The organism is Dictyobacter sp. Z7_2, from assembly GCF_057551105.1.
The window spans coordinates 471,197-485,519 of sequence record NZ_BAAJPE010000002.1 but is presented as its reverse complement, the minus strand read 5'-3'; the positions used below and the strand labels follow the sequence as shown (position 1 = coordinate 485,519).

General features: G+C 48.4%; 8 protein-coding genes and 1 tRNA gene. 7 read left to right on the top strand and 2 right to left on the bottom strand.

The genetic code is table 11. The annotated features are described in order from the left end of the window. The first annotated feature begins 39 nt into the window (after positions 1–39). The 3 genes from AC27N8_RS15460 to AC27N8_RS15450 all read left to right on the top strand — a co-directional run bounded on the left by AC27N8_RS15460 (position 40) and on the right by AC27N8_RS15450 (position 2,160). A tRNA-Ile gene (locus AC27N8_RS15460) sits at positions 40–112 on the top strand. 317 nt (positions 113–429) lie between these two features. Further along, on the top strand, positions 430–1,593 hold the full coding sequence (locus AC27N8_RS15455; RefSeq protein ID WP_487068281.1) for a ParM/StbA family protein: 1,164 nt from the start codon (positions 430–432) through the stop codon (positions 1,591–1,593). 21 nt (positions 1,594–1,614) lie between these two features. Continuing rightward, positions 1,615–2,160 (top strand): hypothetical protein, encoded by a 546-nt coding sequence (locus tag AC27N8_RS15450; RefSeq protein WP_487068279.1) that lies wholly within the window; start codon positions 1,615–1,617, stop codon positions 2,158–2,160. A gap of 291 nt (positions 2,161–2,451) precedes the next feature. Here AC27N8_RS15450 and AC27N8_RS15445 read toward each other — a convergent pair whose 3' ends face one another. Both AC27N8_RS15445 and AC27N8_RS15440 read right to left on the bottom strand, forming a co-directional pair. Then, positions 2,452–3,747 (bottom strand): serine hydrolase domain-containing protein, encoded by a 1,296-nt coding sequence (locus AC27N8_RS15445; RefSeq protein WP_487068278.1) that lies wholly within the window; start codon positions 3,745–3,747, stop codon positions 2,452–2,454. Between the two features lie 500 nt (positions 3,748–4,247). After that, a complete protein-coding gene (locus AC27N8_RS15440) occupies positions 4,248–4,898 on the bottom strand; it encodes an ATP-dependent Clp protease proteolytic subunit (RefSeq protein ID WP_487068277.1) in 651 nt (216 codons plus the stop codon). 640 nt (positions 4,899–5,538) lie between these two features. On the opposite strand from AC27N8_RS15440, the gene AC27N8_RS15435 reads away from it, so the two are divergent. From AC27N8_RS15435 to AC27N8_RS15420, 4 genes are all read left to right on the top strand, one after another. Next, entirely contained in the window at positions 5,539–6,882 is a 1,344-nt protein-coding gene (locus AC27N8_RS15435; RefSeq protein WP_487068276.1) for an NAD(P)/FAD-dependent oxidoreductase, read from the top strand. Between the two features lie 68 nt (positions 6,883–6,950). Further along, positions 6,951–8,750: a serine/threonine protein kinase gene (locus AC27N8_RS15430; RefSeq protein WP_487068275.1), complete on the top strand. Its 1,800-nt coding sequence runs from the start codon at positions 6,951–6,953 to the stop codon at positions 8,748–8,750. Between the two features lie 173 nt (positions 8,751–8,923). After that, positions 8,924–10,237, top strand: coding sequence for a GTPase ObgE (gene obgE / locus AC27N8_RS15425; protein ID WP_487068274.1), 1,314 nt, complete (start codon positions 8,924–8,926; stop codon positions 10,235–10,237). 131 nt (positions 10,238–10,368) lie between these two features. After that, positions 10,369–14,280: a tetratricopeptide repeat protein gene (locus tag AC27N8_RS15420; RefSeq protein WP_487068273.1), complete on the top strand. Its 3,912-nt coding sequence runs from the start codon at positions 10,369–10,371 to the stop codon at positions 14,278–14,280. The last annotated feature ends 43 nt before the right edge of the window (positions 14,281–14,323 follow it).

Genomic DNA, 14,323 nt, shown 5'->3' with positions numbered 1-14,323 from the left:
TCCCAAATCGAGGTGGCTATGGTATAATGCTTCTCGCAAGGGCCCATAGCTCAGTGGTTAGAGCAGTCGGCTCATAACTGATTGGTCGTTGGTTCGACCCCAACTGGGCCCACTTCCTTGCTACATACAAACCTCTTCCCCCTAAAATCTCCCTTTATACGAGTGTTTATCCTTGACAGATATCTTTTGCCTGATCTGTGCAATTATGGGAGAGAAAAAAGCCTGCTACTTCAGTAGCATTGGGGCGTTCTATCACAATTTGGTTGGGATGATACATTGTGGAAAACTGCCATAAGTACCAATATGTCCCACAAAGCTGTTCATAAGAGCGTTCATTGTTACACAATTGAATATATATATGTGTGTGGCATGGAACCTGTATTTTATTCTTTCTCATTTTCTAGAAATGACAGAAGAGAGTTAAAACTAATGAAATGGTACCCGTATGGTCACGATTTTGGGAATGCTGAAATCGGAGGCGTGACCGTTATCAACGGTAAGACAGTTACGCTCAGCATTCCGACAGCATTTGCCAAGGTTGACACGACGGCATTACGCAATCTTGGTATCAATGTCGAGCAATCGAACGTACACATAATGCAATTTGTGAATGAGGAGGCTGCTTACGCCATTGGTGAATTGGCTTTGCAGCAGTCGATCGATGTGTATAACGGGCGTGGTGATATTCAGCGTTACGCTGGTAAATTTAGTCTGCGTGGATTGCTTACTATTGCAGCGACATTAATTCCTGATCCTGAATTTGGTATTTATGTAGTGGCCGGTCTCCCAGCTGAGACTTATATTAAGAATGCTCCCCTACGTACGGCGATTAAAGAATCGCTTGATGGTACGTATCTTTTCACTCTGAATGACGAAAAAACTCCGCGTCGTATCGTTGTAGAAGTAGCGACGGTTGTCATGGAAGGTGCTGGCGCACTGATTGCGTATAATGATCGCTCGTCGAACAAGTTTACCGAGAGTGCGGTTATTGACATCGGTGGGCGAACGACTGATCTGTATGTAGCACGTGGACAGGTACCTGTGGTTGAATACTGTAAAGGTAAACCAGTCGGCGTGGAAATGGCAACGCAGATGGTCATGGATTCTTTTGAGAATAAATATGATCGTCCGCTTTCTCTGCTTGAAGCGCGTGAAATTATGCATGCCTACGCGGCCCAGGCACAGGGAGAGATCACCAGATATCCTGAAATCTCTTCGTACGGACAATCGATCAGTCACTACGATCTGGAGCGCCTGGTCAAAGAGGCTGTGACGCAGGTCGGGAGCGAAATTGTTTCCTTTGTTGCTTCGGCTTGGAGACAGAGTGATCGCGACGCCGTGGCTGCTAGCTTCCAACCAGTCTTAAATATTGGTGGTGGAGTTTTCTATTTTTATAACTTTCTCAAGAAGCGTATACCTCATCTCTCACGCCCGGATGATCCGGTCCATGCGAATTGTATTGGCTATTGTACATTAGCGGGTCGCTTGTTGATACGCAAGGTGCAGACTGGCAATATTAGCAGCAGTACGAGCGGAAGTAGCCCCTCGAATGGGGTGAGCAGTGGGAGCTCAACCAGTAATCGTATATTCTAAAAAATATAGTGGAGAAATCATATGTCACAAACTCCAGCAGATAAATTCCTCTATTTTACCGTTGGCCTGTTGAAGGACTCTGACGCTTTGGAGGCCTTGCGGCAAGATGCCGTTAAGCACCATATGATTGATAATCCGGGACAGTTGATCGCATTACGCTTGACTGAGTATTATGAGATGATGAATAAAGGGGTTGTGCAGCCTGTGGTCCGTATTCCCGCGATCATTTCGCCGACGGAAACGTTGGCGAATATGAGAAATGAGAGGAATGTCTCGGCACCATTACCTAATCCTAACGCTCCCATCTCCAATTCGGGGATTGCGGGAGCCTCACCAGCGTATGAAACTCAGGGACCACAAGGCCCTCCAAGTCAAGCTGGTCAGGGTGGTAGGCTCATACAACAACCGGGTCAGCCTATGCCATCGCCTGCGTATGCAGGTCCACCTGTCAGCCAGGTTACTGGTAGAATGCGCGCTATGATGAAAGAAGGCGATACGGTCGTATCGACCTCTTCGAATGCTGATCAGAATGCCGACGACGCAGCTGATTACTGGTCAATACTGTGAAGCACCCATGCATACATGCAAGGGGATGCTGCTATTTGGTAATCTCCTAGAAATAGCTCATCAAAGAAGCAGATGGCATCACACACAATTGCTGTGATGCCATCTGCTTCTTTGTGTCCTTCTGACGATTGTCCGGGTCTATGACTTGAATGGCGTTATGAACTTATCAGGTCCCTGAAACTCTTTGGCATCAAGGCTAACCTTGAAGAGTTTCGAGGCCTTTAGCTTCATGCTGTCCTATGCGAGATTACTCATGCTTTGCGTCAATGCAAGGATACGTGTACGTGGAGGTTAACTGGCATATTCGTGCGTTTTACGTTTGGCGACGGTAAAGTGAAGTGGATAAGAGATCACGAGTGAATGGAAAGTACCGTCCCGCTCTTCATCGAAGTGGTAGATAACGTCGTGATCGGTTTCTGGCACAAAAACGTTTTCACCGACCGGAAAAAGTGTCAATTCTTTAGAACCCTTGCGTAGGAATACGCGCTGTTCTCTCTCGATTACCTCAATATGTGCGCCGGGTATATCGTAGCATCCGACGATTTTTTTGAAGGAGATGATTTCCTGAGAGAGTGCCTGGCGCGTGATGGGAGGAAAATCAATGAATTGCGCGGCGATCTCCAGGCCGACGCGTTCTGTGGAAAACTCTCTACAATTGGTTAAGATTACGATTGTCAGATCATCTTCGAGGAATCTGGCGACAAGGGAGCGGAAGCCATTGGCCCAGCCTCCATGGCACGTGACCGTTTTGCCTCGATACGTTGAGAATGACCAGCCAAAGCCATATTCTACACATCGTCCATCGGGCAAGCGTGTAGGCATAAACATAAGCCTTTGTGTGTCGGCATCGACGAGCACATTATTATGTAATGCGGCCTCCCAGATGAGTAGATCATTCAGAGACGATTCCATGGCTCCAGATGAGTGGGTACTGATGCTGCTGGCCAGTGGTGCGGGGATGACTTTGCTGTCCTGCATAATATAGCCGCTTGCGCGGCGGAGGATGATCGGTGTTTTGCGCTGAAAGTAGGAATTCTTCATCTTCAGCGGTTCCAGGATGGCTGCGTGGATGAAGTCTTCATAGCTGGTCTGTGTGATATGTTCGATGATCTGACCGAGTAGGTGATAGCCAGAATTGCTATAGCAAAAATCTGTTCCGGGCTCAAAGAGTAATTGTTGCGGTCGGAAGATTTCAATCACCTCTTGAAGGGAGAGATGTTGAGCCGAGCGTGCCTGGAATTCTGGCAATTCTGAAACATTGACCAGTCCTGACGTATGCGTGAGCAGATGTCTGAGTCGGATCGAATACCAGGCTGGAGGACAGTCTGGCATATAGGTCACGAGTAGGTCTTCGATGGAGAGGTGTCCTTGCATTTGTAAGATGAGGATCGCCATCGCGGTAAATTGTTTCGTTAATGATGCGACGCGAAAAACCGTGTCTGGTTGAACGGGAACGTTCCATTCAATCGATGCCATACCATAGCCCTGACAATGCAGCATTTTGCCTGCCTGCATGACCCCAATAGCTGCTCCAGGACCATTGCCCTTCAGATGGGCGTTGACCAATGTGTCGATAGTCTGTCTCATAGTATACTCCTTAACGAGTAAGAGAATAAAAAGGCAGGCTATATGTGTTGTCTAGCTGGCGGTCTTTGCCAGGTTTTTGCCCCGCTCTTGTTGCGTGAGAAAGGTGTGGGCTGAACGGAACAAAATCTCTTCGATATACATGCTCACGCATCGTCACCGTCGTGGTGATTTATTAAAAATCAAAGGGGTACAGCGCGGCAATGCGCTCTGATTTTACCTGAAAGAGGAGTTGCTAGCGTATGACTTGTGGTATATCTGTAGAGATTTGGCGTACGCTCTGATGTAGACGCCAGAGGGCTCAACACATACATGGTCCCACTTTTATCGCCTCTGCCTCCGTAGGTTACGAAGAGAAAGACACTGACTATATCCTATTGTTAAGAATACTCGATTCCAGGAAGAAAAGCAATCATCCAAGCACGTAGGTTTCCAAAGCCGTTGGGAACATAGAAAAAGCGCCATGAAGAACACATTCTCCATGGCGCTTTCCTCGGGAGAGATTAGTCCTCCCCACGGGTGAGAACTTCGTCAATGAGACCGTATTCGACGGCCTGTGGTGCACTGAGATAGTAGTTACGATCGGCATCTTTTTGCAGCCGTTCCATGGGTTGTCCTGTATGCTTGGCAAGGATCTCAAGCAGATTTTTGCGTAAGCGCAGGATCTCGCGGGCGGTGATCTCGATGTCGGATGCCTGACCCTCGGCGCCTCCCAGAGGCTGATGAATTAAGATGGTTGAATTAGGTAGGGCGAAGCGTTTTCCTTTTGCGCCGACGGCGAGCAAAACGGCTCCCATACTCATTGCCATCCCCATGCAGACCGTGGAGACGTCTGCTTTGAGCGATTCCATCGCATCATAGATCGCCAGTCCTGCGTAGATAACTCCGCCAGGGCTATTGACGTACATGCTGATATCTTTATTCGGATCTTCGTTTTGCAAGAAGAGTAACTGGCCTACCACACTATTGGCGACCATGTCATCGATCTGCGTGCCCACGAAGATGATGCGATCTTGCAATAAACGTGAGAAGAGGTCATGACTGACGATTCCTCGTGGTGTGGTTTCCACAACATAAGGAATGATGCCTCTTGGCTCGAGATATTCGCGTGATTCCTTGATCCATTTGGGATCACGTGGATTAAATTTACTCATCGTTGCTCCTGGTCCTGGCATATATCTTGCAATCAGTTTGGATGGAAAACGTGTTTTTCTGTATGAGTGATGACACGGGTAGTATTTCCATAAAGTATGCCTTTATGATACAAGATGGAAACACAATTGTCCAAGTCTGAGTCTGATTTGCTCTCTGTCTCCGTATGCATGTAAAAAATTGCATGTAAATAATATTTTAGCACGTAATCGGTCTAGAAGGAAAGCTTGTGAGGTTAGCAGATAAGGATACGCGTTGGGTCCATCCTAGTGGTCCCTGCTGTACAGAGAAGTGATGCATCAAGAAGCAGACACAACGCATGCCTATATTATACAGGCGAAAGTGTTTGATGCAAGAGGAAAGATACTTTATTGCTTCTCCGAACTTTATTGTTTGCGAGTAGCTTTGCGAGAATTTATTGTTTTTGGAGCATCCTGATTATGGTTATTTTATCTATATGGGTGCGGAGAAGTTTACAGAACTCTTTTAAGGAGAAGAAATCAAAGAGGGAGGGTATTTTGAAAAATAAGAAAACGTGATAAGCTAAAAGGTATAGATATACTATCTGTATATACTAATCAATCTAACAAGGTTCGCTGAGGAACTGCTATTTCATGGATGAGTCAGGGAGACTACCATATATTGGATACTATACAAACACAGGGTAACGTAGCTGTGGTTGCATCGACTCAACGGCCTCATGTAGTGATTATTGGTGCCGGCTTTGCCGGATTGAATGCAGCAAAAGATCTCAAAGATACGCCCGTTAATATAACTGTTATTGATCGGAATAATCATCATCTCTTCCAGCCTTTGTTATATCAAGTTGCGACGGCGGTATTATCACCAGCGGATATCTCTGCGCCCATTCGTGCGATCTTGCGTCGACAAAAGAATACACGTGTCTTGCTCGCCGATGTGAACGGCATAGATCGTCAGCGGCAATTAGTTCTGACCGCAGATGGTCGTTCTATCCATTACGATTACTTGATCGTGGCAACCGGAGCCAGTCATAGCTATTTCGGAAACGATCAATGGGCTCCCTATGCCCCGGGAATGAAAACGATCTCTGATGCGACCTCCCTGCGACATAAAATTTTACTCGCCTTTGAGCAGGCGGAGGTTGAGACAGATCCTGATCGCCAGCGCGCCCTCTTAACGTTCATCTTTATTGGTGCAGGCCCGACGGGCGTCGAGTTGTCTGGAGCTGTCGCTGAACTGGCGCATCGTGCTCTGGCAGGCGACTTCCGCAATATTGATCCCCGATCTGCACGTATCATTCTCATCGAGGCTCTTCCGCGCATTTTGCCTGCCTTTGATGAAGGACTAGCGAAGAAAGCTCAGGAAGGGTTGCATCGCCTGGGGGTTGAGGTGCGTACCAGCTCGCCAGTTGCAGAAGTAAACGATCACGGAGTCGTATCAGGTGGTCAACAAGTTGAAGCAGGGACAGTCGTGTGGACGGCGGGCGTCTCAGCGTCTCCTGCTGGTAAGTGGCTGGATGCTGAATTGGATAGAGCTGGACGTGCAAAAGTTGATGCATATCTCAATTTACCAGGTTACGCCAATCTTTTTATCGTTGGAGATACCTGCTTGGCGGTACAAGATGGTAAACCGATTCCGGGTATCGCTCCCGCTGCTATGCAGGAAGGGAAGTATGCCGCTTCAGTGATTCGAGCTCGCGTGACTGGTAAGGCTACTAGCCAGCCATTTCATTATAAAAATAAAGGTAACCTGGCAACTGTAGGACGCTCATTTGGCATTGCAGATCTAGGAAAAGTGAAATTTTCGGGTTTTATGGCCTGGGTATTTTGGATAGGTGTACATATTGCTTTCCTGATCGGTTTCCGTAACCGCTTCCTGGTGTTATTCCAGTCGCTCTGGGGCTATATCACGTTCCAGCGTGGTGCACGTTTGATCGCGCATGATCATACTGCCAGTACTTTCATCCATGCGAAGCAGAAAGAACCGGAACTTTTGCCTCGTTAGTCCTTGCTACAAGCCTTTAATTCGCATATAATTCAAAAATGCGAACAGTAAGAACTTGAGGTAAAGGGATGCGAGAGTTTCAGAATAGACTTCCCAAAGGCAAAATTGTCCGAGATCGCTATATTATTGAGGATCTTTTGGGGCAAGGTGGCTTTGGCGCCGTATATCGCGTGCGGGACAGACGCGTTAAAGGAAATATCTTTGCTCTTAAAGAGGTAGAGAGCCCGGAAAGACATCAGCGGGAGAGCGTGTTGTTTGAAGGGGAAGTGCTACGTCGCCTGGATCATCGCGCCTTACCGCGTGTCTATCGGGTATTTGAGGAACCGAAGAGCAATCGTGTCTGTATCTTGATGGATTATGTGGCGGGTCCTAATCTAGAGAAGTTGCGCTTGCAACAGCCTGAGAAACGCTTCCCTTTACTTGAAGTTGTGCGCATGATGACGCCGATTGTTGAGGCTCTGACGTATTTACATGCTCAGCAGCCACCAATTATCCATCGTGATGTGAAGCCTTCCAATATTATTGTGCCAACTTCGGGAGAATCTGCTGTACTTGTCGATTTTGGCATTGCAAAAGAGTACGACGAAGATTCAACTACGACAGCGATTCGGCATTGCTCACCCGGATATGGTGCGCCTGAGCAATATGTCAGTGGAACGGCTACTCAAACCGATGTTTATGGACTGGGTGCGACACTCTATACGCTGTTATCGGGTGTCGTTCCTATCGATGCTCTCTACCGGATTACACGGATGAGTGTCAATCGAGCAGATCCACTTCCACCAGTCCATGAAGTTTTTGATGGCATTCCTCTCTCTATCTCTGAGGCACTTCAGCGTGCCATGGCAATTAACAGCAACGATCGTTTCGCCGATGTGGCTGATCTTTGGAGTATTGTGCAAGCAGAGGTTGAAGAGATTAAAGCGCATGATGCTGATGGTACAGTATTGTCCCAATCACAATTGTCGGAGCAGGAATACCCTGAGGATACAGTACAAAATGATGGCGCTATGGTGCTGGCTGCGGTCGAGCCGCTTACTGATACTCCACATTCCATAGGAGAAGAGGCAGGGCGTACAACAGTTGCAACCATATCCCAACCTCGCAAAGCTGTCGAGCAGACTCCAGCAGCTATGCTTGCTCCTGAGACACCCGTACGGCGTCGATCTCGTAACAAGTTATATATTTTGGCTGCTCTGGTGATAGTGGTTCTTCTCAGTATTGGTATTGGAACAGCCGCCTGGTTTGGAACGAGAACTCCTGCTGTTGTCGCTGTGCCTACTGCGGCGGTGATACATACTCCAACGGCTAAAAGTACAGTGCAAGCATCGACTCCAACGGCTCAACCAAGGCAAACTCCTACGCCAGCGCCAACGGTGACTCCGGAACCAACAACTGCTCAAGTACCAACTCCTACCGCAAATCCTCCGACGAGCCCGCCTACGCTTGGCTCAGCTGTGCTGTCGAGTGCTTATTTCGGTACAGCTCATAATACACCGGCCAGTGTAAACGCCAGTATGTCATTGTCTAATGTGAGCCAGAATGGTACCGCTGTGACTGGCTACGTAGCGTTTGGGACCGGATTATCTGGCAATGGTAATTTTAGCGGTACGGTAAGTGGAAATTCTATCTCCTTTCTTGTGCCTTCGTATTCGACATTGATGCCGCTTTTTTTTCAAGGAACCATTCAGTCCAATGGAGCTATGTCTGGCAATTATTGTAGTTATCGGAATAATCAGTGTGACTATTCTGGTGGTTATGGCACCTGGGATGTTTCACCTTCTGGCACTGGTTATCGGCAGCCCCCGACTGGTATGATGGCTTCTCTTGAGATCCCTCCAACCTTTTTGCGAAAGTCTGGGCGGTGAAACAAATGGTCTTGCTACCATCAGAAGCGGATTTGTGATATACTCCACACGCCATAAAGATATATTAGCGTACGCTTGTATTGCGTATGGGAAGCGGTTATAGCATATAACCAGAGGATAAAGTATACCTGGTTATATATATGGATACCTGCGCAACATATTGGGGATAGACTATGTTTTACGATCATTCTAAGATTTTTGTGAAGGCTGGTAGTGGAGGCGACGGATCAATACATTTCCGTCGCGAAAAGTTTGCTCCGTTTGGAGGCCCAGACGGTGGGGACGGTGGACGTGGTGGAAGTATCTACTTTGAAGCCACCAATGGCTTAAATACTCTGATTGATTTTCGCTATAAACAACAATTTAAGGCGGAATCAGGCGAGCCGGGCATACGTCAAAAGATGCATGGAGCAAAAGGTGGCGATGTCTATTTGAAGGTGCCATGTGGTACAGTCATTCGTGATGCTGAGACGAACGCTCTGGTTGCTGATTTGACTGAGCCTGGTCAGCAGGTGATGGTTGCCCGTGGTGGACGAGGTGGATTAGGAAATGTCCATTATGCGACCTCGACGCGTCAGGCTCCAAAGGAGTCTCAGAAGGGTGAGCCGGGGGAGGAGCGCTGGTTAAACCTTGAGTTGCGCGTTATTGCCGACGTTGGTCTGGTTGGATATCCAAACGCTGGCAAATCGACCTTGCTCTCGGTTGTTTCCGCTGCACGTCCAAAGATTGCTAATTATCCTTTTACGACCCTTGAGCCAAATCTGGGTGTAGTTGAGGTGGGTCAGCCTCGTGGCGGCGATGGCTATGGGTTTGTGATGGCTGATATCCCTGGTCTGATTGAGGGGGCGGCTCAAGGTGTAGGGCTTGGCCATGAATTTTTGCGTCATATCCGTCGTACACGTATCCTGATCCATATGGTGGACGGGTCGGCTGTAGAAAGAGATCCCTGGCAGGATTTTGAAGCGATCAATCATGAATTGCGCGAGTATGATCAACAACTCGCTGAGCGTCCTCAGGTGGTTGTGCTGAATAAAATGGATATTCCCGAAACTCAGGAGCGTTGGCCGGATTTTCAGGCGAAGGCTCGTGCGGCTCATTATCCTGTGTTTGCGATCTCGGCTGCTGCTCATCAGGGGACCGATGAATTGATGACCGAAGTTTCTCGCCTCTTGCTGGAGATGCAACGCGATGAGGCTGAAAAAGCTGCTGCGGAAGTGATTGTCGATCTGCGTGATGGTGAGAGCCCTGTTCTGCGTCCTCAACCAGACGATGCTTTTACTGTTTCGGTTGAAAATGGGGTCTTTATCGTGCGGGGACGGCGTGTGGAGCGTATGGTTAATATGACGAATCAAGAGAGCGAAGAGAGCATGGATCGTATGCAGGTCCAGTTAGAGAAAATGGGTGTAACAAAGTCTCTCGAGGCGGCTGGCGTCAAGGTCGGCGATACTGTACGTTGTGGCAAGGCTGAACTCTTTTGGGGAGAGTAACTCGTTTCTGCCTTTTAGTGTGTCTTTCCCATCCTAGCAGTATGTTATACTAGAGCGATAAGATCCATATTCTGCGTTTGCCTTCTTACACAAACGCGAACAAGCAACGGAATGCGGGTGCACTTAAACTCATGGGGGAAACATTAAGCTTACTGTTTCGAGCGTGTGAGAATGGTTCATATGAGGTACAACTGAAGGAAAGTTGGTCTGGACATACCGTTGGCGGAAAGTTTGTGCCTCCATATACGCCTAAGCAGGTGAGCATACTACAGAAGAAGTTGAATACCTTACAGAGTAGTGATGCAGAACTACGTGAAGTAGGGTGTCGGCTTTTTCGTGCCATCTGTGCCATCGAGCCTGGCAAAAGCCTGCTCGCCACAGCAGCGGATACATCAGTCCAGACCGTTTTTCAAGGCGTTATCTCACGGACTTTGAAGCGCCGTGGAACAGTCGCGCTTTCATTGATTTTCGAGCCAGGATGCGAAGAATTTGTGCGCTATCCCTGGGAATTGCTCCATAATGGTAATCATTTTTTAACGGCTTCTGGGGTATTCACCTTGAGTCGGTCGCTGCTGCGTACTGATTCTCCTGTTGGCTGCGAATTGCCTGTTCATCCACCTTTTCGGATGCTTTATATTAGCGCATCCCCTTCAAATTTTGCTCCCCTGGAGACCGAGCGTAGCTTTCAGGCGATCGAAGAGGCTTTGACACCTCTCATTGATGCAGGCCAGGTATTTCTGGATCGCTTAGAGCCGCCAACCTTTGGTCAATTTGTGCGTTATCTTAATTCATATGGCGGCGCAGGAAAGTTAGATGATAACGAAACGATGCTGCCTTGCTATGTGGTGCATTTTGATGGCCACGGTGCCTATGGCAAGCTATGCCCCAGGGATGACTGTGAGACGATCAATAGTCCTTATGCTCGCAAATGTAGTGCATGTGGCTATGCGTTGAGTCGTGTGACCGCACAGACCTATCTCTGTTTCTGTGATGAAAATGGATATAATAGTTTTGTCGATACGCAGGCTTTACGCCGGGTGCTGGTAAGTAGTGACGTACGCCTGGCTGTGTTTTCTGCCTGCGAGACGGCTATGATGTCCAATGAGAGCGAAAATGCTCTTGAGGGGTCTCTTGCGCTGGCTGCTGTCGATTCTACATTGGCTACTTCTCTGGTCACGGCGCAGGTCCCGGCGGTGGTGGCGATGCCGTTTTCTGTCCAGGATGACTTGAGCTCGACATTTATGTATCATTTTTATGAGGCTCTGGCTGATGGCAGAACTTTAGAAGAAGCTTTATCCCGTGCTCGCCAGTCGCTGCTCTCGATGCCGCAGCAGAGTTGGTTTGTTCCCGTACTTTATCGACATGTGGCTGAAGGTGAAGAAGGCCCTGTCGCTTTGATGGTGAAGTCTGATGCTCAAGATGAACATGCACATCCTCTTTTACATCTTGGGCCGCCGGCCACATTTGTTGGACGTGAGCGTGAGCTACAAGAGATCGAACTCTTAATTATTGCTGCCGCAACTAATCAGCAGAGACCATCGACGCGTGGAGAGAGGCGTTTACGCCAGGGATATCACCATATTGCCCTGACAGGGTCGCCCGGTATTGGTAAGAGCGCTCTGGCATTTGAAGCGATCCGCTTGAATCGAGACAAATTTCTGGGTGGAATTATTGGCGTTTCTTTGGAGGAGGGTAAGACATTCCAGGATGCTCTCCTGGAAATCGTTCATGCCTTACCTATCCAGGCACGCAATACACAGACTATGGATGCCAGGCAGCTAGCGCGTCTGGTACAGGGGACGTTACGTTCTTTATCCAGCCGCGAACTGCCATGCCTCCTATTATTTGATAGCTTTGAAGAAGTTAGTGATCGTGGAGAGTTAGAGCAATGGTTACAATTTTTCAGCTTAGTACCTCCCGAAGTCGTGGTGATGGTTACGTCTCACTCTAATCCAGAAAATATGATGGTCGTTGAAGGTATCACCTCTCGCTGGTATGAATATCGTGTTGGGAAGATGACCAGTAACGATCTCCTCATGCTTTTTGCCGATCTGGCTGCCAGCAATGGACTGGATCAGCGTATCCATTTAGAAGATGCGAAACAGCAGGAGATCTTGCAGGAGATCTGCCTCTTATTGGACGGCTATCCACTCGGAGCAGAATTGATCTTCGGTACGGCTCGCTCGATTGGTGGACAGGTCTTCACTCCTGAAGCGGCGACACGCTCGCTGGAAGAGGTACGCGACGAATTGTATAGTAATCCTCTGGCTGGCATCATGGCTGTCCTGGAGGTGTCTTATCAACGCCTGAGTGCACCTGCGCGCCTCTTGCTTTCGTATCTGGCCGCTTTCCGGTTACCATTTAGCAGTAAGCAGATCTCTATTCTGGTCTCACCTGATACGTTAGAAGCTGCTCATGAGTCGGCGCAAATTTCCTTCCGACCTGATGAAGGTGTTAGCCCATCGCAGCAAGAGGCTTCTATTACTACATTGATCCGACACTGGCGTGAAGCCCGCGATGAGTTGGTTCAGGCTTCATTTGTAGCATTCGATGGTCAGTCCTATATCATCCATTCTCAGATTCGTCACTTTGCGCTTTCTCGCTTGCCGCAAGCAGAACGACGTCGTGTACATCGTGTGGTGGCTGCATATTATTACAGCCTCCCGCAGCCCGGTCCGGAAGAGTGGATTGAAGCTTTTGAGCATCTGGTCGCGGCCGGGGAGGCTCAGGATATCCAGGAGGCAATACGGGTGTCCTTACGGGCGGCCGATAGCTTCAAAGGAGCTGGACTCTTCTCAAGCTTGCAATCTATGCTTCGCCAAGCGGTTGGATACGCGACGCGCCTGGATAATCAGACCAGTGTCAGTCAACTCCAAGGGCATCTGGGGATATTGTTGCGCCAACTAGGACGCTATGCGGAGGCGGAAGTCTGCCTCAAAAGTAGTCTGGCGTTTATGCAACAATATGAGGAGGAAAGTGAGTCCGTTGGGTGGTCTCTGGCTGAGCTGTCTCTTTTATACTCGGATGAGGGCGATTTTCAACAGGCTCTGACGTATGCCCAAAATGCACAGGCGTTCTTTGAAACCAGTGGGCATGAGCAGGGGCTGGCATGGTCACATAATGTCCTTGGCGTAATCTGTCGCCGACGTGCACAATATCAGGATGCACTTACACACTTTGAACAGGCTTATTTATTATGCAGTCATGGCTCAGACGTCGTTGGGCGAGCGCGAATAGTGCATAATCGTGGCATGGTGTATATGGCACTGGGTCAATATTATCAAGCGATACGTGACTTCGAAGAAGCTTTACGTCTGTTTAATGAGTTGAAGCGACCTCTAGATCAGGCCTGGGTACTTGCCAGTAAGTGTATGGTTCATTGCTGGCAGGGGAAATTAGAGCAGGCAGAAAAAGCTTGTTTGGAACTGCTCTCTCGCTTTCGCGAGTATCAACTGCCTCTTGGAGAAGCTCAAATTTTGCGCACGCTAGGAGATGTGTACTGTCGTAAACAGGATTTCTTGCAGGCAAGAGGATGTTACAATGAAGCTCTCATTTTGTTAACATCACTGGGAGCCCGTATCGATCTGGCTTTGACCTTCAATGCTTTGGGAGCGCTTTTCTTTGCCGATGGTAGCTATTTGGATGCAAAAGAAAAGTATGAACAGGCTCAGTTTGTAGCTCAGGAGTGTGGGGCACAGCACATTTATGCGGTGGCATTATTCGGACAGGGGAATGTGGCGCGTGTGCTTCATCAGTTCGTTGAGGCTGAACAGTATTATCGTGAAGCTGATGAACTGTTTCTGCACCTTGATCTGATGCTACAAAGTGAACATGGCAAGATCTGGTACAACTTGGGGTTACTCTATGAAGCCCAGCAGAAATATCGCGAAGCTTTGGATGTATGGCTGCAAGCGCTGAACTCCAGTAAAGATGCAAGTGATCCCTATGAGGGGCTGTTGCGGGAAAAGGTAGAGCTTATGGTGACTCAATATCACCTGGAAGCGGAGTATACTCTCTCTAACAAACGTGGTAAACCAGCGTAGTTGGATGTGTCCTGAAACTCAATTCAGGACACATCGCTTTCTT